Origin of the sequence: Paenibacillus sp. Soil724D2 (assembly GCF_001427935.1) — a bacterium.
Taxonomy (GTDB): domain Bacteria; phylum Bacillota; class Bacilli; order Paenibacillales; family NBRC-103111; genus Paenibacillus_E.
Window position 1 is genome coordinate 1 of record NZ_LMRY01000036.1, and the last position, 19,972, is coordinate 19,972.

The window sequence follows — 19,972 nt, forward strand, 5'->3', positions numbered from 1 at the left end:
GACTCAGTTAGCGTGCTTCGGCTCGCATAGCTCTGGCTGTAAGCGCGGTTTTCGCGCTWATTTGCTCTGGCGCTCCAGATTAAGCGCGTTTTCCGCGCTTAATCTGCTTTGATGCRCGAGATGATCTGCCTGAGAAGTCGATTTCCGACTTCTCRGACTCAGTTAGCGGGCTTCAGCTCGCATAGCTCTGGCTGTAAGCGCGAAAACCGCGCTTATTTGCTCTGGCGCTCCAGATTAAGCGCGGTTTTCGCACTCTTTCGTTTATCCTTGAGTTACTGAATCGGGTCAGGAATCATATTCTTTTCCAGCAGTTCGCTATTCGTCTTCATATATTTCATTTCATTTCCCAGCTTCTTCATCTCACCCATATCCTGTGCCATGGAGCCATTGTTGGCTTCTGCCAAGGTTTTGCCTGCTGAACCGTTACAGATCCGCTCTAATTCAATTAGTTTGTCCAACGCCGTCCGGCGAACTTGCAGAGGAACGAATTCGTTCTCTTGAAAGTCGGCTTCATGGAAATGAACGGTTGTATTCCCATGCTCAGAGGTGTATGTGGTTAATGTTAGCGGATAGGCGGCTGATGTGGCATCGTGATAAATATCGAATTTATAGACCGATTTCTCCGTGTATTCGATACGATCTAACCCCAAATCGGTTAACTGTTGATGCAGAGTGCTTTTATCCATTGTAATTCCTCCATTCAAGCATACGTCCAATCGTACGAAGTCCTTACGAATCTATGTGATACCTTAATGTTGATTGTTTTGGTAATTCGTTTTGGCAGCCTGCAAAGATTCAGCTACAAGCTGTTTGCTTTCTTTGGCCTTATCAGCGGCTTCTGAAGCTTGATGGCTAACAGAGGCTGCCATATCCTTTGTTTTCTCACTGACTGTTGAAGCAACTTCCTGAGTCTTCTCACTAACAGCTGATGCGATATCCTGTGTTTTGTCGCTTACGGTCGAGACAATATCCTGTGTTTTCTGACCTACAGCGGAAGCCAATTGGCTTGTTTTATCATTGAATGTGCGATACGTATTCGACAGGTCTTCACGCAGCTCCGACCCGGCTTTAGGGGCTAATAACAATGAGGTTATCGCGCCAACAGCGCCGCCGATTACTAAACCTAACAATAGTCCGCCTTTGTTATTTGTTCCGACTGCTTCACTCATGAGTCATCTCTCCTTTAGTTTGGGTGTTGTGGTGTTGCCATGCTTCATACTAGGATGTAACCTTCTTTCTTTCATTTGAAACACCAAAGCTCATTTTTATTTCCGTTTCATTATATAAGCAAGGTGGCCAAGCATCTTCGTGATTGAATTTTTTTCAAATGGGTAGTAGATAAAATAAACGATCAACATGTTTGATAATAAATTATGGTAAACTACGTTGAGGGTTTCCGTAAACTTTTACCCGAAAGGGGTTTGAGCAATGAGTATTGTAATAGTAGACGATAACGCGACAAATTTACTTATTATTGAAAAAATCCTGCTGAAAGCCGGTTACACCGATTTAGTCATGGTGTCCTCTGCCCGAGAGCTGTATCAATTATTAGATATGGATTCACCAAGCACGGTTGAAGTGCCGGTTGATTTGATTCTCATGGATATGATGATGCCGGAAATTGATGGGGTGGAAGCTTGTCGAACAGTTCAAGCCGACGAAAGGTTCCGGGATATTCCGATTATTTTCGTGACGGCGATGGGGGATTCCAATAAGCTGGCTGAAGCATTGGATGCCGGGGCACTCGATTATGTGATGAAGCCGATTAATAAGGTGGAGCTGCTTGCGCGTATTCGTTCTACGCTCCGCTTGAAATATGAGAAGGATTGGCACAAAGAGCGGGACAAGCGGATTAAGTATGAGCTTGATTTGGCCAAACAAGTGCAGCTTAGTGTACTGAGCAGCCCCATTAAGGATGAGCGTATTCAGATTTCGGCAGTCTATAAACCCTCTTCTGAGCTCGCGGGTGACTTCTATGCCTGGTATCCGATTGGGCCGAATCGGCATGGGATTATTTTGCTGGATATGATGGGACATGGCATTTCGTCTTCGCTTGTCTGCATGTACATTTATTCGGCTTTGAAGGATACCATCACGAACATTTGTGATCCGGAAGGCGTGATGCGTGAGCTGAACGGACGGATGAATCAGCTGCATCAATCTGATAATCTGATTAATTACTATTTTACGGCGATTTATATGGTTTTGGATACGGAACAGCGCACGATTGAGTATGTGAATGCCGGACATCCTGCTGGCATTGCCCTTCTGGATGGTGAAGTGGAATTGCTGTCAGAAGGATGTTGTGCACTCGGCTTTTTTGAGGGGATTGAGATTACCAAAGGTGTGATCCCCTATGAGAAGGAAGCCCGGATTGTCTTGTTCACAGACGGCCTGTCGGAGTGGCTCGATGATGAACAGGAGGACGGCATCACCAAAATCTTGGGAAGCTTGAAGGAGACGACGACGCACGATCCCGATGGCTTGGTTGAGCGTATTTATCCTTATGTCAAAACGGGTTCTCCGCAAGACGATATGTGCTTGGTTATGATAACAACGTAGTCGTTAGCGATGAAAAACATGGTACCAAACAGCGGATAGGCGAAGAGTGGTTTATAACTATAACGAACGCACAAATTTTATCCCAAATGGGGAATAAAACTTGTGCGTTTTTTGTTTCAATAGACCCGAAGGCGTGTAATAAGGAGTATCAGTCCAACACGTTGGGAGGAATTGGGATGACGACATTGGCATCGGAAGCCAGTTCAGACGCTTTATATTTGTTGCATGAAGGTACACAGTATCAAAGTTACCATTTTCTGGGTTCCCATGTGGAAGAACGCAGTGGTCAGATGGGGGTTAACTTCGCAGTTTGGGCGCCAAATGCCAAGCAGGTTAACGTTTCAGGCAGCTTCAATGGATGGAATGGCAGCAATCACCAGATGTCGCTAGCAGATGGCGTATGGACGCTGTTCATTCCGGAACTCGGTGAAGGCACGCTATATAAATATGAAATCGTCACTTTGGACGATGAATGCTATCTAAAGTCAGATCCTTATGCGTTTCATTCTGAGCTTCGGCCCGGAACCGCTTCGATTGTCACCTCATTGGATGGTTATGAATGGCGGGATGAGGATTGGCTGACGAACAACACGTCAAATCAATTTCTACAACAGCCGCTCCTTATCTACGAGGTGCATTTGGGCAGTTGGAAACGCAAGGAAGACGGCGGATTCTACAGTTATGTGGAATTAGCTGACGAGCTGGTCGATTATGTACACGAACGCGGTTATACCCATATTGAGCTGATGCCGTTAGAGGAACATCCTCTGGATGCGTCATGGGGCTATCAGGTAACCAGCTATTTCTCGGTGACGAGTCGGTTTGGATCGCCGAAGGACTTCATGTACTTCGTAGACCGCTGCCACCAGAAGGGGATTGGCGTCATTATGGATTGGGTGCCCGCACATTTCTGCAAAGATGCTCACGGCTTGACCCGATTCGATGGGACACCGCTTTATGAATATGCAGACAGCCGAAAAGGTGAACATCCTACTTGGGGGACACAGGTATTCGATTATGCGAAGCCCGAGGTTCTTAGTTTCTTAATCTCCAATGCCCTATTTTGGATGGATGTTTATCATATTGATGGGTTAAGAGTGGATGCGGTTTATAGCATATTATCGCTGAATTTTGATCGAGAAGAAGAGGACCGTATTGTGAATGAACAGGGCGGCGATGAGAATCTCGAAGGCATTGCCTTCCTCCAGAAACTGAATGCCGTCGTATTCTCTAGGTATCCCAATGCACTGATGATGGCGGAGGATACGAGCTCTTATCCAGGCGTAACCGCTCCCGTCGAGAATGGCGGACTAGGCTTTAATTACAAATGGAACTTAGGCTTTACGTGGAACACGCTTGGGTATATGAAGAAAAATCAGGAAGAACGCAGCAGTCAGGAAGATCAATTGACGAATTCGCTGCTAAATGCTTGGGATGAGAATTATATTCTCACCTACGCGCATGATGAAGTGGTTCATTCCAGCAAATCCCTTCTCGGTAAAATGTCAGGTGACGACCATTGGCAGCGATTCGCTAATTTGCGAGTGCTGTACGCCTATATGATGGGACATCCGGGCAAAAAGCTGCTTTTTATGGGGAACGAATTCGGTCAGATGGATGATTGGAATTCGGAAGCTTCGCTGGAATGGGATTTATTGAAATTCGAAGAACATCAGCAATTTGAGCATTTTGTGAGAACGATGAATCACTTCTACATAGCGGAGAGAGCTTTATGGGAGTTGGATTATGAACCGAGCGGTTTCGAACCGATTAACGCGGAGGATAAAAGCGACGGTCTGGTGACTTTCATTCGGAACTCGGAAAACGGCGATGAACAGCTCATCGTTGTCTGTAATTTTAAGCCTGAGGCTCATGAGGGATATCGACTAGGGGTGATGAGGCCAGGGCGTTATCAGGAGGTTTTTAATAGCGATAAGCAAGAATTCGGCGGATCCGGCGTGACGAACGGCAGTACGCTAGTCTCTGAAGAGTGGACATGCCAAGATTGTCCGCACAGCATAACGGTATCGATACCTCCCCTTGCAGCAATCGTAATTAAATATATTCCAAAGGAAGGATGAGATGACTATGAAGAAACAGGAATGTGTAGCCATGCTATTAGCCGGCGGTCAAGGTACTAGATTGGGTCCTTTAACTAAAAATATCGCTAAACCAGCTGTTCATTTTGGCGGGAAATATAGAATCATCGACTTTACCTTGAGCAATTGCCGTAATTCTGGGATTGATACAGTTGGTGTGCTCACGCAATACAAACCTGCTGTCTTGCATGCTCATATTGGCAATGGGGAAGCCTGGGACATGACGAGCGAAAGCGGCGGTATCTCCATTCTGGAAAGGCAGGTTGGCGCACCTGATGCTTATTCGGGGACAGCGGATGCCATTTATCAAAATATATCCTACCTTCGTTCGTATGATCCAAGCTACGTGTTAATTATTTCTGGCGATCATATTTATAATATGGATTACAGAGCTTTGCTCGAACATCATAAAGCTTCTGGAGCTGATGCAACGCTTTCGGTTATTCCAGTGAGATGGGAAGAGGCAAGCCGGTTCGGCATTATGAACACGGACGAGCATCACCGGATTACCGGATTTGCTGAGAAACCGCTCAAACCTATTAGTAATCTGGCTTCCATGGGCGTGTATATATTTAATTGGAATGTGCTGAAGGCATGCCTCGAACAAGATGCGAAAGATATGACGTCTAGTCATGATTTTGGTCATGATATTATTCCTGGACTGCTGGCGGCAGGGGCCTATTTATCTGCGTATCCTTTTGAAGGGTATTGGAAAGATGTCGGTACGATTGAAAGCCTATGGGAATCCCATATGGATTTACTTGGTTATACGCCAAGGCTGCAATTGGATCACGATACATGGCCTGTGCTTACCCAAGAGAGTGATCTTCCGAAAAGCCATGTCTCACTAAGTGCCAGAGTGAACAATGCGGTGATAGGAGACGGTGCAGCCATTCATGGTAATGTAAGTCATTCAGTTCTATTTGATGGCGTTAGGGTTGGAGAAAATAGTAGAGTCCTGAACAGTGTCATCATGCCGGGTGTTCAGATTGGAAAGAATGCACTTATTCTTAATGCTGTTATTGGAGAAGGATCCATTATTAAAGATGGAGCTATTGTAGGTAAGCCAGGAGGTACAGAGATTACTGCCGTAGGTGAGAAAACAGTGGTAGGACGCCATTATCCAGCTGTGATACCTGCTAAGCTGACGGATACGAGGCTGAATTTCGGTTAATCGAGGTAGTAAATGCTTACGATGCAAGTTTTGCTAACACAAAACTTTTAGGAGGAGTGTATGATGAAAAATGTTCTTGGCATGATCAATCTCATGAATGAACAGGATGATTTATCAACGCTTACACGCAATCGTTGTGTCGCTGCTGTGCCTTTTGCCGGTCGGTATCGACTGGTCGATTTCGCACTTTCCAATATGAGCAATTCGGGGATTCAGAAAGTCATCGTTCTGGCCAATTCGAAGGCGGATTCACTGCTTGAACATGTGGGCGACGGGCATCACTGGGGTTTAGACGCTTCGGAAGAAGGAGGGGTCTCTATTCTCCCGCCTTTCTCCCTATGGATTGATCCCGCGAGTGATACGCGAACTGTCGACCATGGCGACCTCCTACATTTGTACAGTCATCTCGATTACTTAAAGTCATGCACTGAAACCTATATTTTGCTTGCGCCTAGCAGTGTTATTTATCGCTCTAATTTTGAAAATATGGTCGACTATCACCTCAGCAGCGGCGCGGAAATTACGGTCCTTTTTAAACATTTGACAGAGATTGACCGTCATGCTCATATTGGTCACGCTTACAACTTGGAGATGAATGATCAAGGCCGCGTGATCAGCGCCTCTCCCACCTATCACGCTCTGCCGTGCTTAACACCGCAGAATATTGATTTGGACACGATGGTTATGGAGCGGAAACTACTGATTGATCTCATTGAGAGGAGCTTGAGGCGCGGGAGCGAGATCTATCTGAAAGAGGTTATCTGGGCTCATCTGGCCGATATTCATGTACAAGGCTATGCCAATCATGGGTATATGGCGATTATGGATTCCGTAGACAGTTACTATGTGCACAGTATGGATCTCCTGCAACCGCAAGGCTGGCAGCAATTCATGATTAATCAAGAGTTTATCTATACGCGGAAAGAGGAAGAACAAGAAACGGCTTGTAACCATGACGCGCTGATCCGCAATTCGTTCGTCGCTCATGGCTGCCGGATTGAAGGCTATGTGGAGAACAGTATCTTGTTTCCAGGTGTGACGGTTAGTAAAGGCGCCAGTGTTAAGAATAGTGTCATTATGCATGATTGTGCAATTGAAGCGAGCGTGTATTTGGACCGGGTTATTTTGGACAAGCAGGTCGTAGTAGAGCAAGGGGCCGTGTTATGCGGTCAGTATGCACATCCTTTTGTGGCGGAGAAAAGTGAAGTGATCTAATCCAAAGGTGAGAGTAGGAGGATCAGATATGAACGTAATGTTACGTGACAAAGGTGCTAAGCTGCTAACACACATGACGGGCTACCGCAGCCGTGTCTATAAGCTAGCTATGTTCTTTCTAGTCGTAATTCTAGCGATGATTATCGTCAGGTGGACAACTTCTGAACAAATCGGTGAACCGGAGATCATCCTTACACCGCGGATCATCACTCTGAATCCGGAAGGATCCAATAATACTTTCCTACCCGTTCTGCCGCCTACTCTTGCCGCTGCCCAAGCAGAATCTAGCAGTGATATAGGTGCTAATTTCCAGGTAGCTGATGCTAACTCATTGGTGCCTATGCTCAATAGCCTAGAGGGAATCTCACTTTATGATGATACAGAGTCAGTCATTGCCAAGAAAGGGTATCCACTAACGTTTGTCCAGGATCCCCAATTTGCAGAAGCCTTTACGTATGAATACCCGGATATGAATATTGGTTTCCAAGATGGTATCGTGACTTTTGTTCAAATTCCAGCCAAGGTGGGGCACGTTCAAATCAATGATAAACGGATTCCGTTGACGATAACCGACGTGAAGCGGCTGCTAGGAGAACCCGATTATGTGGCGGAAGATGGAATCGTCTTTCAGCGGGGGGAAGGACTAATTAAGCTTTTTATTGAATCGAAAACGCAAGAATTGATATCCATCGATTATTATCATCTTTCAAGCACCTAATGTCTGCAGCTGGCCTCTATGGTCAGCTTGAAGACATGTGCGGGAGATCTTCCTATTTTAGGCAAAGCTTGTGTAAAAGGTAGAGGCTTGTTACTATTTAGAGAAAGAATAACGCAAGGGAGTGTGGCTAATGTCAGCAGAGAAGTTCCAAGTTGATCAAGAAGAATTGGAGAAATCTATACAGCTTCGTATCAGTGGGGAGCTCGATTTGGCTGCGGCCTTAACGTTTCGGCATGCGCTCGAAGCAGTTGTTCATCGGGCGGATAAGGCGTTAATCCTCGATGTGGAGCAGTTGCGGTATATTGATAGCACAGGGATCGGTATTGTGGTCTCGGCCTTGAAAATTCGGGATGAGCTGAAAGCACCGTTCACGGTCCGCAATATCCCGGCCGGCATCAAACGGCTGTTTGATCTTACGGGAATCTCAGGATTCCTGAACGAAGGGATCGAAGGAAGCGCATGAATGTCATTCGTTTACAAATACCCGCAGCAGCGGAATACTTGGATATCGTAAGACTCAGTCTCTATGGGGTTGCTACCAAGTTAGGTTTCTCTTATGAAGATATCGAGGACATGAAGGTAGCGGTGTCGGAGGCTTGCAACAATGCTGTACTTCACGGGGAACCGCAGAGTGGCAGTGGGCAAATCGAAATTAGCTATGAGCCCGGAGACGACAGATTGACTGTGAAAGTGAAAGATGATGGCACAGGCTTTAATTATCAAGAACGCGACGAGCATACGGTGCCTTTGTCCGGGGCTTCGCCCAGCGAATTACAGTCTGGAGGCCTTGGCATTTATCTCATGCAAGCGCTGATGGATGAGGTTATCGTGAACACAGACGGGGGAACCGAAGTCACGCTCATCAAATATGTTCAAAACAAAACCACGGATTGACGGGGAAACCGCCAGTCCGTGGTTTTTTTGTGGATTAGAGGTAAGCAGAGCTTGCCCCTATTAAGGATGGTTAGTTGGGATTTTGCTAAGCTAAGTGAGATTGTGGATACATCATCTTCGGTAAGAGACTGTGTTTTCCTAGATTTTTGTTTTCTGGTTCTTGGAAAATGGATTATTACAAGGCAAGTTGTACAGCGTACAACAATTTCCTTGATTTCTTCTTAAAAGACTCAAGATGTTGTATGTTATACAACAATCTAGCCCTTTTTTAGGCTATAGAGCTACTTTAGGCTGGAATTGTTGTATTTTTTGCAACAATCGTGTGAAAAACGCGGATTAGCCTGCTTATTGTTGTACGAAGTACAACACGTAACGGGTCAGCTTGCTTAATGTTGTACAAAAAACAACATGTACACGGATTAGCTTGCTTATTGTTGTACGAAGTACAACATGTAACGGGTCAGCTTGCTTAATGTTGTACAAAGAACAACATGTATGGGTTAGCCTGCTTAATGTTGTACGCGAAGAACAACATGTACACGGGTCAGTCTGCCTTTAGGCGGCATAATTCGCTCGCCCAAGGACGGCGTAAGCCGTTTTGTTTTTACAAACTATTTGCCAAGGTACGCATCCAGCATCCAGCTGTGCTTCTCTAGCGATGAGCGAATCCCGATGAGCAGGTCAGCTGTTGGTTGATCCTTTTGCTCTTCAGCAAGTTCAATTCCCTCTGTCAGCTCCGAGCAGATGCGGGTGAAATCACTCACCAGCTGCTTCACCATTTGCTCAGCCGTCTCCTCATTTTTAGCTTCCTTAATGGACGCTGTTGCCAAATGCTCTTGCAAAGTCGCTGTCGGAATGGTACGAAGAGATAGCATTCTCTCCGCGATAACGTCGAGATGCAAGGCCGCCTCTGTATACAATTCTTCGAATTTGATATGTAGGGTAAAGAAATTTTCGCCTTTCACATACCAATGATAGTTATGCAGCTTCATATAAAGAATCGAAAAGTTAGCGACCTGCTTGTCAAGAATCTCTGTAATCGGACTTGCTTTCGTTGCAGTTTTAACCATTGTGAAATCCCTCCACTTAATTAGTATGGTTGTGCATACGTATAAGTACCCTGCCAGATTCCGCTTGAAACAGAAAGGAAAGAAAATCGGAAATTTCTGCCTAAATTGTTTCAGATGCCAAGAACAGGGGTAAGCAATAAGTAATTAAGCAGATAGGGGTGATTGAAATGTTAGTACAAATTAGTGCGATCATAGCAGCCGTTGCGTTTGTGTTCCTTGTCTTCTATTTGATTCAAACTTTGAAATCACTGAAAACTTCATTAGATGAGATCACATTAACGATGGGTCAAATGAAGAATGAAGTCACACAGATCAGTTCGGAAGTACAGGACGTTATTCTCAATACCAATGAGATGGCCATAGATGTGCGTGTGAAGCTGTCCAAGCTTAATCATCTGTTCAGCTCGGTTAATGATGTAGGACAAGTGATTCACGAGTTAACATCGTCTGTGAAACAATCAGCCACGAGTTTAATCTCAGCCGTTAAACAAACGAATCTAACCCAACAAACTCAGCCGCTTAGTGCGAAATGGAAGACGATCTTGCAAGGAGCTGCCATCTCATATGAGTTGTTGCAAAAAATGAAATCTAAGAAATCACCGCAAGCCGGTGTTACGAAATAGAAAGGGGTCATCTTGTGAACGCTATACGTAAATTTACTGTCTACAAACAATCGAACGGGAAAGAAAATATCATATACTTAAGTGGGGAACTTGATTTATCTGCTGCATCGGAGCTAGCCACCGCGCTTGACTCGGTCGTTCATAAAGGAAATGAGATTCTAACGTTGGATTTAAAAGAGCTGCGTTATATTGACAGTACCGGAATTGGTATGATTGTCTCCGTGCTAAAAGTGAGAGCTGCGATGAAGGCAGCCTTCCGTATACATCACATCCCTGCCAAAATCCAGCGACTATTTGAACTAACTGGCATAGCCCGCTATTTGGTAGGTCGTGAAGACCAAAGTCAAAACAAAGGTGTAACAGAAAGGAAAGAAGAAATCATATGAGCCCATACATTGGCCTTACGATACCGGCAAAGGCGGAATATCTAGATATTGTTCGACTCACTTTATATGGCGTTGCCACCAAAGCGGGCTTTTCCTTCGAAGATATTGAAGATATGAAGGTTGCTGTGGCAGAAGCTTGCAATAATGCGATCCTGCATGCTTACTCTCATGACCAGTCAGGAACCGTGGAGGTTCAATTTGAACACAGCAGCGGATTTTTGAGAATTTCTGTGAAGGATGAAGGCAATAGCTTTAATTATGTTCAAACAGATGCCGACGCAGCCTCGCTGCACCATAAATCCATCAGTGAAGCGACGGTGGGGGGGCTAGGTTTGTTCCTGATGCAAGCTTTAATGGATGATGTACAAGTACTGACGCATAGCGGTAAAGGAACCGAGGTTATTCTGACGAAGCAACTGGCAAGCCAGCTGAATAGAAAAGAGGAAATGGTATGAATGCGAATGCATCATCCTCGAAACCGTTATATGAAATGTACTCGAAAATGAAGATCTATAAGGAAACCGCTTGTCAAGAGACGGCTACGGCGCTGCTGCTGCATTATGAACCCATTGTTCGTATGGCAGTAGGCAAGATGTCGCGGAGCCGTCCTGATTTATATGAGGATTTATTTCAAGTTGGACAGATGTCGATGCTGCGGCTTTTTGTACAGTATGACAGCACCATGGAGATTCCGTTTGAAGCCTATGCAATGAAAAGCTTAATTGGCCACCTGAAAAATTATTTGCGTGACAAGTCATGGTACATACAGGTTCCAAGACGAATTAAGGAGAAAGGTTCGCTTGTCCAGCGTGCTCTGGATGAGCTGACCGTGAAGTTGGAACGTTCGCCGAGTATCGAGGAGATTGCGGCTTATTTAGAGCTCAGTCCGGAAGAAACGATTGAGATTCTGGCAGGCCGCGATTATTATAATTACACTTCACTGGATACTCCGCTCACGAGTGATGGGGATAGTGCGACGATTGGCGATATGATCGCTGGCCCAACGGATGACTATCAAATCCTAGAGAGACGTATGGATCTTGAAGAGGCGATGACTTGTTTGAAAGAAGAAGAACGTACGGTTATTGGTCTCATCTATCATGAAGGACAATCGCAACGTCACATTGCTGACCTTTTAGGAATTTCTCAGATGAGTGTATCCCGGATTCAGAAGCGGGCGATTGATAAGCTGAAGACTGTCTTAAACCAGAGCACGTAAGGAGGCTACCCGATGCCGGGCAACCATTTTCAATTGGAATATGGGAAGAAAATACGCTTAGAAAGCATTGATCCTAATGAAACCGGAGCTCTTCACGATCGTGAAGAGGCCGAGCCGAATATAGAGCGTCTGAGTGAACGATTAGAAGCCTTGCAAAATATCCTGTACGCCGAGAAGAAGCAGTCTGTTCTTTTTGTGATTCAGGGCATGGATTGCAGCGGCAAAGACGGCGTTGTTAAGCGTGCGCTCGGAAGACTGCATCCACAGGGCTTTCAAGTAAGCAGCTTCAGAACGCCTACCGAAGAGGAAGCCGCTCATGATTTCTTGTGGCGCGCTCATCAGGTTGTGCCTGCGAAAGGAATGATCGGGGCCTTCATTCGGTCTTATTATGAAGATGTGCTGATAACCCGAGTGCACAACTCGATTAGTGATTCAGAAGCGAAGAAACGATTCAAGCACATTAACCGATTTGAGAAATTGCTGGAGAGCAGCGGTGTGAAAATCGTCAAGATTTTCCTGCATATCTCGAAGGATTTCCAACTTGCAAAGCTGCGGAATCGGCTAACGGATCCAACGAAACGTTGGAAATTCGATAAGAATGATCTCGTGGAGCGAGAATCCTGGGACGAATACCAGAAGGCTTATGAAGATGTGTTTAAGCAGTGCAGCTCGGCTTCCGCACCGTGGTATGTCGTGCCTGCTAATCATCGCTGGTACCGGGATTGGGCCGTTCTGCAAATTGCTGTAGAAGCATTGGAAAGCATGAATTTAGCCTATCCGGAATCCGATCCGGAGCTCGATCAGTTGCTTGATCAATTATAGAAGCAAGCTCAAACTATCTCTCTAGCTCTCTTAATGTGGTATAGTGAGAATAGTAGGATGTTAACATAACATTCTCTACGAACTGTACTAGGAGGCAAACATGTTTAAATCTATTCCTGTCAGCATAAAGGCTAAAATTACGTTGGGATATGTCTGTATTATTCTATGTTTAGGGGCTGCCCTCTTAGTTGTGAGTGATCGAATAACCTCTCTTCAGAAGGAAGTAGACTATATATCCACGCATGATATTGAAGTGCGTGATCTCCTCAACGTCATACAAAAAAATATGATCGATATGGAAACGGGGATGCGTGGCTACGTCATTACAGGGGATGAGCAGTACCTGGATCCCTATGAGGCCGGCAGCCGAGCATGGCTCGATAATTATAATAAGCTTCATCTTTTGATAAGTGATAATCCTGCACAACAGAAAAGTTTGGAACAGATCAAGCCAACGATTCAGAACTGGATCAAGAATGGTGGCGATAACGTTGTTAAGTTGAAAAAAGAAAACAATACAGCAGCCATTAATGACTTTTTCAAACAAAATTCAGGGAAAAAATTGATGGATCAGCTGCGCACGCAGTTTGATTCCTTTCTTAGGGTTGAACAGCAGTTAACGGCTGCAAGAGTCGATCAGTTAGCAAAAAGCAACTATAATCTGAGAGTTGTTCTTTTTAGCGTTTTGGGCATTACATCAATTTTTGCAGTTCTGGTGGCTTTATTTTTGTCCAATTCGATTACTAGCACGATTAATCGAGTCATTAAGACAATTCGAGATATTACAGCTGCTGAAGGAAATCTTGATGCAAGAATTGAAGTGAGAACCAATGACGAGATAAGAGTGCTGGCAGAAGCAACGAATGATTTGCTGGCAAGCTTAGACAAGCAAAACTGGATACAAACCAATATAACCGAAGTTTCAACCTTGTATCAGGGGATTGGTGATATCACGGAATTGAGTGAAATCTTTGTAAGTAAGTTAGCTCCTATGCTGGATGCCGTCTATGGTGTTGTATACCTCCGTAATAACGTTGGGGGCGAGATTCGATATGTGAAAATAGCAGGATATGCGGCATCCGGGGTAGATCCCTCATCTGCTAGCTTTCGTTTAGGGGAAGGCTTAGTCGGGCAATGTGCCGTAGATAAGCGGATTTTCCTGATGGATAATCTTCCGGAGAACCATGTTAAATTAACGTCAGGTTTAGGCGTCTCCTCGCCACGAAGCTTACTGGTTGCTCCTATCATGGTGAATGGCAAAGCAGAGGCTGTTATTGAGTTAGCTTCCCTTCTGCCTTTCCAATCGAAGCATCTTACGTTAGTCGATTCGCTGCAAGAGAAATTCGGAACGGCGATTACGAGTGTTCGAAGCCGAATGGAAGTAGAGCGTCTGCTTTCAGAGTCACAGATGTTGACGGAAGAGCTGCAGTCACAATCGGAAGAGCTGCAGACACAGTCTGAAGAACTCCAGATGCAGCAAGAACAGCTGCGGATGACGAATGAGTTTCTAGAGGAACAAAACCATTTCGCGGAGCAGAAAGCATTAGAATTGAAGAAAGCCAAAGATGAGCTGGAAGAGTTCTCGCTGAAGCTTCAGACGAGTTCGCGGTACAAATCCGATTTTCTGGCGAACATGTCCCATGAGCTGCGAACACCGCTCAATAGCATTATGATTTTGTCGCAAATGCTTGCGGAAAATAACGGTGACATGCAAATGTCGGAGGTTGTGGATTATTCACGTGTCGTGTATGCCGCAGGCAATGATCTGCTCGCACTGATTGACGATATTCTTGATTTATCCAAAGTAGAAGCGGGTAAAATAGAAATTATGACGGACGAGGTCAACGTGACCGAAATTCCGCAGTTAATGAAGCTGATGTTTGATCCCGTGGCGGATAAGAAGGGGCTGGATTTCGAGGTCATTTTGGAGCCGAATGTGCCTAATGTGATTTTGACAGATGGCCAACGCATGCAGCAAATTGTGAAAAATCTGTTGTCTAACGCTTTTAAATTTACCGAGCAAGGCTCTGTAACCATGAAAATTGCGCTTGCTGACCCTTCTCGAGTCAAAGAGCTCCTTCATAGAGATCCGGAAGAAACCGTATTGGCTATTTCGATTACGGATACCGGAATAGGTATCCCGATCGATAAGCAGCAGGTTATTTTCGAAGCCTTCCAGCAGGTGGACGGTACAACGAATCGTCAATACGGCGGAACAGGACTGGGTTTATCGATATGCCGCGAGTTTACGCGTTTGCTTGGTGGTTCCATTGTCGTAAAAAGCGAGCTCCATAAGGGCAGCACGTTCACCCTCTATGTACCTAATGCTAGTGAATCGGAACCTGAGGCCAAAGCGAGCGATCATCCGCGGGAGGAAATTGCAGCAGCTAGCGAGAAATTGAAATTAGATACTACTGTAGCCGTTTCGACGGAACCTAGTGCCTTAATAGCGGAGCAGCAAATGGCTGAGCCCATAAGCTCAGATTTGCAATTGTTTCACGGTAAAAGAGTGCTTCTCGTAGACGATGATGCGCGTAATGTTTTCGCGCTTGTCACGGCGCTTGAGACGAAGGGAGTTACCGTGGAGATTGCTGATCATGGTAAGCATGCCCTGGAGCTTTTATCTGTAGATTCAGACTACGACCTTGTGTTAATGGATATTATGATGCCTGTCATGGGGGGCTATGATGCGATGAAAGCGATTCGCGGTCAGCTGCAGCTGCACGATGTACCCATCATTGCACTAACGGCGAAAGCAATGAAGAGTGAGAAAGAGAAATGTCTGGAGTCCGGCGCTTCCGACTATATTACCAAGCCGCTGAATATGGATCAACTATTCTCGCTTATGCGGGTATGGTTGACGAAGCAGGTGAAGAAGCATTGATTCGCCAGCCCCTAGATCATTACTCCGAATTAGAGGAACTGCCCTACGATGAGCTGCAAAATATCGAGATTAATCTGCTCTTGGAAGGCTTATATCAAATGTATGGGTTCGATTTCCGCCATTATGTGCGCTCATCCTTACGCAGGCGAATTCTCAATCGCATGAAAGCAGAGAAATTGCCATCCATTACAGCGCTGCTAGAAAAAGTCCTGCACAAACCTGGCTTCGTGGAACAATTACTGAACGACATGTCGATCCGAGTGACAGAAATGTTCAGAGATCCCAGCTTTTTCAGCGCTTTTCGTAATCAGGTAGTTCCCCAGCTTAGGAAATATCCTGAGATTCGGATTTGGCATGCAGGCTGTGCCACTGGAGAAGAAGTGTACGCAATGGCGATCCTGATGCAGGAAGAAGGCTTGGCTGAGAGGACGAAGATATACGCGACGGATATGAATGAGAAAGCGATTGAGAGCGCGCAAAAAGGCGCTTTCCCCCTGAAGCAGATGCAAGTCTATACGAAGAACTACTTGGAATCTGGCGGGACCAAAGCCTTCTCCGAGTACTATACAACAGACCATCAATATGCTTATTTTCAGCCTCTGATGAAAGAAAATCTGATGTTTGCGCAGCACAATCTCGTAACGGACGGCTCCTTTAATGAATTCCACGTCATCCTGTGCCGCAATGTCATGATCTATTTCGATACGAAGCTGCAGCAGCAAGTGCACAGCCTATTTCATGGCAGTTTAATTCCAGGTGGATATCTAGGCTTAGGAAAAAAAGAATCCATCCTTTTCGTGCCCGAAGGGGTGCAATATGATGACTTCGTACCGCAGGAACGAATTTATCGTAAGAGATGAATGTTCTGTTGGAATACTATCAATTCTTATAACAACCGCTCGCTTCCGCAATCCTTTAGCTGGACACTCTCCCTTGGAGAGTGTTTTTTTTGTTTTGAATATGGGAGGAGGCGGAGCCTACTCTACGTGAGCTAGAATTGGGGGATTTCTGCGGCGAGTACAACTAGTTAGATTAAGTTTGCTGCACTTTACGCATCTTTCTGTTCTTCAACAGTCGCGTAAGATCAATGCCCGTACTTGTAATTGCGTAGCCACAACCCTTGCGGAACGTAGATACCTTATTTTACTCGAAACCGCGTTTTTCATGGTTTCGCGGAACGAGGATCCGCTATTTCACGTTTTAGAGGTGTAAAAACTGCAAAAACACTAAAATAGCGTACATACGTTCCGCATATGGGCCCGATATAGACATATGAACCGAAATAGGGGATCCTCGTTCCCCGCGAGCCTCAGATCAGCAGCTTAGTATCGAACATTCTACTTTTTACTACAACCTCGGATAACGGTGCACGGCCCATGGCCTATAAGGGTTGTTTCATCAGCAGCGAGGAACGTTTAAATACAAAGTAGGATTGTACTTTAGACGCAGAAAGAAGGGAAATGCATGGAAGATGAATTCAATGAGAACAAATCCACAGACGAATGCACGCCTGAGAAATTGTTTCAGGAACTGGATAATGATCCAAGTACCAAGCTGGACAACGACCAGTTAGATCGCATAACGGCCATGGTGAACGAATATCAAGGGAATATTAAGTCCCATTTGATTGAACAGCAGGAGAAGAAGTCTTCAAGGGCTGATCGCCTTGCTGATCATATTGCTTCTTTTGGAGGCAGTTGGACATTTATAGTGCTGTTTTGTGCTTTTTTGGGGGTTTGGATGATCATTAATCTGATGGGCTTCGCTTTCGATAAACCGCCGTTTATCCTGCTTAATTTGATTCTATCTTGTGTATCGGCCCTGCAGGCCCCTGTTATTCTGATGAGTCAGAATCGTCAAGCGGCGCGAGATAAACAGGAGGCGATCCTTGATTTCGCGATCAATTACCGAGCCGAGCAAGAGAATATGGAGCTAAAGGCATTGCTCGAACGACTAGATAAAAGGCTGGATAGAATGGAAGAGGTGGGCTTAATACAGCAAGCTGAAAAAAGAGTATAACAGATGATATTACATGACCTAAGCAATTTTATGTAATTGACTAGTTGCTTAGATGTTGATCATATCATCTGGAATTCTCCCATTCATTTCGAGCAGCTTTTTCTTCGGAATCATTAAAAAAGGTTGTTGCTGCGGTAGGTTTTCGTTCTAATCGTGCTTTTCCATTTAAATTATTTTTAACGGACACCAGAGACCTTATTAGCTTGATTAACCGCTGTTTCTCAATTCTTACGGACACAGTGGACCTTATTTCATTATATTCTTCCAATTGGATGCCATTACGGGCAAATAAGTGCTACTATGTCCGTTAGAAAGCGATTTGCTCCTATAATTCACCGAATAAGGGCTTCTATGTCCGTTAGGGTAAAGCCTAAGCACCTCAGGAACTAAGAATGCCCATTCAGATCATGGATACTGATCTTCCAGTGGCTCCAATGGTTCAAGGTTATTTACAGAAATTCATTTCAACTGCATTGGTTATCTAATGCTCTTTGGGTTACCGCATCTACCAACTCTTACCACAAGGGGCATAGGTCATGTGATATTAAATAGATGAGAATATATTTTCCAGCTAGGAATGTTTCATTACTAGGCGATGTGGTTAATAGATAGCATAGCAAGAACAACCAATAATCGATGAGAAGAAAGGGTGTTTCCTATGTTAGGTTGGGCAATTATGTTTCTGATCATTGCGCTTGTAGCCGGTGTTTTTGGATTTTTCGGGATTGTCTCGGCAGCGGTAGGGATTGCCAAAGTCTTATTCTTCGTATTCCTGATTATGTTCGTCGTATCCTTGATTTTCGGAAGACGAAAAGGCTTTTAGCAAAAGTTTAATACAGCTCTAACCCAATAAATAATAGCCAAAGAGGAGGATTACCATGAATACTTATACCAGAGTGAGTGTCACATCGAATCTCCAAGAGGCACAAAGTAAAGTGCAGCAATTGTACAGAGAAGGCTTTGAACGAGAGCATATTTATGTGCTGACTCACAGTGCTGAGGGTACTGATTACGTCGCTAACTATACGGGCGCAGAACAGATCACCATGGCAGAAGAGGGAGTTCTGACGTCGATCGCTAATTTGTTCCGTTCTCGCGGCGATGAGCTGCGGGCTAAGATGAGAGCACTCGGTGTGCCTGAAGTGGAGGCCGGTCGTTTGGAAAGCGAGCTGGATAAAGGGAAAATCCTTGTTCTGGCTACCCCTTCAACTGAGGTTAGAGCATATAATGGTGAAGACTTTCAACGTACTATTTTATGATAAAACCTTAAAAAAGGGACTCCTCCCTCCGAGGAGTCTCTTTTCTGTGTAGAAAAGAAAGTATAAGTTGTATACTTTTGCTTTGCATCTACCTTGACAAACGCGCTCGTCCCTAGGACGATGGAGTCGTTTATCCTTGCCTTATGTAACAGTAAAAACAAAAACCCCTAAACGCCTCCATTCGGAGACGCAAGGGTTCTCGTGAAATCAATTGCTACCTTCTTGCATTCATCGCCTGCTGCTTGTGTTCGATAAGGTTGGGAGCATCTTTAAATCCTTGACCATGGATGAATTGCAAATTGGACATGCAGGACTATCAGCGAATGAAAAATTATCTCTCATCCAGCAGGAGCACTGTTCTGTGCTGCACGTCCAGATGCTAGTTTGCTCCTCGGGGACAGGTTCCAACGATTTCTTTGAAAAGTACAATCGAACTCCTCCTTGTCATAGTAGACTCAGACTCGCAAGCAGTTAAAGCAATATGTGGTGAAGGACTACAGCTTGACTACATTTTCAGCTTGCGGTCCGCGGTTACCTTGAACAACTTCAAACTGTACGCTTTGGCCTTCATCCAAGCTTTTGAAGCCTTCCCCAGTAATAGCGCTGAAGTGAACGAAGACATCCTTGCCGCCTTCCATTTCAATGAAACCAAAACCTTTTTCTGCATTAAACCATTTAACCGTGCCTGTTTCCATGTATACAAAAACCTCCAACAATAATTTGTGCCTGCGCCCTGTTTCGGAAGATCACGTAGATCCCGATAGCTTGTTAACGCAGCTTTGATAATATATCCATTTATAGGGGAGCTTATTCCATTTTTACTAAAAATTCATTTATCAATAAATCTATCATAAAGTCGTTTGGTCAATAAGTATTGACTAACCGCCATTCTCCGCTTTATACTGATGCTAATTGTAAGCTGCAAGACACAACTTTATAGTTCGTATAACCTCGATAATTCGGTTCGGGGGCTCTACTGGGAACCTAAATCCTAACTACGAACACAATATATGCTCATATATTGTGTT

At 44.8% G+C, this 19,972-nt stretch carries 22 protein-coding genes and 1 riboswitch; of the genes, 17 read left to right on the forward strand and 5 right to left on the reverse strand.

Features of this window, described 5'->3' with window-relative positions:
- Positions 1-272 precede the first annotated feature (272 nt).
- A complete protein-coding gene (locus ASG85_RS25775; RefSeq protein ID WP_057304446.1) occupies positions 273-686 on the reverse strand; it encodes a hypothetical protein in 414 nt (137 codons plus the stop codon).
- A gap of 63 nt (positions 687-749) precedes the next feature.
- Positions 750-1,169, reverse strand: coding sequence for a YtxH domain-containing protein (locus tag ASG85_RS25780; protein ID WP_060648139.1), 420 nt, complete (start codon positions 1,167-1,169; stop codon positions 750-752).
- Between the two features lie 259 nt (positions 1,170-1,428).
- Between ASG85_RS25780 and ASG85_RS25785 the strand changes: the two genes are divergently transcribed.
- From ASG85_RS25785 to rsbW (ASG85_RS25815), 7 genes are all read left to right on the forward strand, one after another.
- Positions 1,429-2,562, forward strand: a complete 1,134-nt coding sequence (locus ASG85_RS25785) for a PP2C family protein-serine/threonine phosphatase (protein ID WP_057304444.1) — start codon at positions 1,429-1,431, stop codon at positions 2,560-2,562.
- 176 nt (positions 2,563-2,738) lie between these two features.
- A complete protein-coding gene (gene glgB, locus ASG85_RS25790) occupies positions 2,739-4,643 on the forward strand; it encodes a 1,4-alpha-glucan branching protein GlgB (protein WP_057304443.1) in 1,905 nt (634 codons plus the stop codon).
- A 7-nt stretch (positions 4,644-4,650) separates the two neighbouring features.
- Complete coding sequence (locus ASG85_RS25795) at positions 4,651-5,835, forward strand: glucose-1-phosphate adenylyltransferase (RefSeq protein ID WP_057304456.1); 1,185 nt, start codon at positions 4,651-4,653, stop codon at positions 5,833-5,835.
- A gap of 60 nt (positions 5,836-5,895) precedes the next feature.
- Positions 5,896-7,050, forward strand: coding sequence for a glucose-1-phosphate adenylyltransferase subunit GlgD (glgD, locus tag ASG85_RS25800; RefSeq protein WP_082562265.1), 1,155 nt, complete (start codon positions 5,896-5,898; stop codon positions 7,048-7,050).
- 28 nt (positions 7,051-7,078) lie between these two features.
- Positions 7,079-7,768, forward strand: coding sequence for a hypothetical protein (locus tag ASG85_RS25805; protein ID WP_057304441.1), 690 nt, complete (start codon positions 7,079-7,081; stop codon positions 7,766-7,768).
- A 130-nt stretch (positions 7,769-7,898) separates the two neighbouring features.
- Positions 7,899-8,231 (forward strand): STAS domain-containing protein, encoded by a 333-nt coding sequence (locus ASG85_RS25810; protein WP_057304440.1) that lies wholly within the window; start codon positions 7,899-7,901, stop codon positions 8,229-8,231.
- The gene (gene rsbW, locus ASG85_RS25815; protein WP_057304439.1) at positions 8,228-8,662 is read left to right on the forward strand and encodes an anti-sigma B factor RsbW; all 435 of its coding nucleotides are present in this window, start codon (positions 8,228-8,230) and stop codon (positions 8,660-8,662) included. Before ASG85_RS25810 ends, rsbW (ASG85_RS25815) begins: the two co-directional genes overlap by 4 nt.
- Positions 8,663-9,273: 611 nt before the next feature.
- Here the strand turns inward: rsbW (ASG85_RS25815) and ASG85_RS25820 are convergent.
- Positions 9,274-9,732: a Dps family protein gene (locus tag ASG85_RS25820; RefSeq protein WP_057304438.1), complete on the reverse strand. Its 459-nt coding sequence runs from the start codon at positions 9,730-9,732 to the stop codon at positions 9,274-9,276.
- Positions 9,733-9,899: 167 nt separating this feature from the next.
- Here ASG85_RS25820 and ASG85_RS25825 point away from each other — a divergent pair, with 167 nt between their 5' ends.
- The 10 genes from ASG85_RS25825 (at position 9,900) to ASG85_RS25865 (ending at position 18,944) form a co-directional block, all read left to right on the forward strand.
- Complete coding sequence (locus tag ASG85_RS25825) at positions 9,900-10,355, forward strand: DUF948 domain-containing protein (RefSeq protein ID WP_057304437.1); 456 nt, start codon at positions 9,900-9,902, stop codon at positions 10,353-10,355.
- 14 nt (positions 10,356-10,369) lie between these two features.
- Positions 10,370-10,741: an STAS domain-containing protein gene (locus tag ASG85_RS25830; protein WP_057304436.1), complete on the forward strand. Its 372-nt coding sequence runs from the start codon at positions 10,370-10,372 to the stop codon at positions 10,739-10,741.
- On the forward strand, positions 10,738-11,196 hold the full coding sequence (gene rsbW / locus ASG85_RS25835) for an anti-sigma B factor RsbW (RefSeq protein WP_057304435.1): 459 nt from the start codon (positions 10,738-10,740) through the stop codon (positions 11,194-11,196). The genes ASG85_RS25830 and rsbW (ASG85_RS25835) overlap by 4 nt, the downstream gene beginning before the upstream one ends.
- A complete protein-coding gene (locus tag ASG85_RS25840) occupies positions 11,193-11,960 on the forward strand; it encodes a sigma-70 family RNA polymerase sigma factor (protein ID WP_060648140.1) in 768 nt (255 codons plus the stop codon). The genes rsbW (ASG85_RS25835) and ASG85_RS25840 overlap by 4 nt, the downstream gene beginning before the upstream one ends.
- A 12-nt stretch (positions 11,961-11,972) precedes the next feature.
- Complete coding sequence (locus ASG85_RS25845; protein ID WP_057304433.1) at positions 11,973-12,782, forward strand: PPK2 family polyphosphate kinase; 810 nt, start codon at positions 11,973-11,975, stop codon at positions 12,780-12,782.
- Positions 12,783-12,882: 100 nt separating this feature from the next.
- A complete protein-coding gene (locus ASG85_RS25850) occupies positions 12,883-15,666 on the forward strand; it encodes a CHASE3 domain-containing protein (RefSeq protein WP_060648141.1) in 2,784 nt (927 codons plus the stop codon).
- Complete coding sequence (locus tag ASG85_RS25855; RefSeq protein WP_082588228.1) at positions 15,636-16,526, forward strand: CheR family methyltransferase; 891 nt, start codon at positions 15,636-15,638, stop codon at positions 16,524-16,526. The genes ASG85_RS25850 and ASG85_RS25855 overlap by 31 nt, the downstream gene beginning before the upstream one ends.
- A 604-nt stretch (positions 16,527-17,130) precedes the next feature.
- Positions 17,131-17,685, forward strand: coding sequence for a DUF1003 domain-containing protein (locus ASG85_RS25860; RefSeq protein WP_057304431.1), 555 nt, complete (start codon positions 17,131-17,133; stop codon positions 17,683-17,685).
- A gap of 658 nt (positions 17,686-18,343) precedes the next feature.
- Positions 18,344-18,508: a DUF1328 domain-containing protein gene (locus ASG85_RS37245; RefSeq protein WP_082562263.1), complete on the forward strand. Its 165-nt coding sequence runs from the start codon at positions 18,344-18,346 to the stop codon at positions 18,506-18,508.
- A 55-nt stretch (positions 18,509-18,563) separates the two neighbouring features.
- Entirely contained in the window at positions 18,564-18,944 is a 381-nt protein-coding gene (locus tag ASG85_RS25865) for a general stress protein (RefSeq protein WP_057304430.1), read from the forward strand.
- A 228-nt stretch (positions 18,945-19,172) separates the two neighbouring features.
- Here the strand turns inward: ASG85_RS25865 and ASG85_RS37250 are convergent, their stop codons facing one another.
- The gene (locus ASG85_RS37250) at positions 19,173-19,373 is read right to left on the reverse strand and encodes a cold-shock protein (RefSeq protein ID WP_082562262.1); all 201 of its coding nucleotides are present in this window, start codon (positions 19,371-19,373) and stop codon (positions 19,173-19,175) included.
- Between the two features lie 65 nt (positions 19,374-19,438).
- A complete protein-coding gene (locus ASG85_RS25870) occupies positions 19,439-19,639 on the reverse strand; it encodes a cold-shock protein (RefSeq protein WP_029196201.1) in 201 nt (66 codons plus the stop codon).
- A gap of 226 nt (positions 19,640-19,865) precedes the next feature.
- Positions 19,866-19,962: riboswitch (purine riboswitch) on the forward strand.
- Positions 19,963-19,972: the final 10 nt, after the last annotated feature.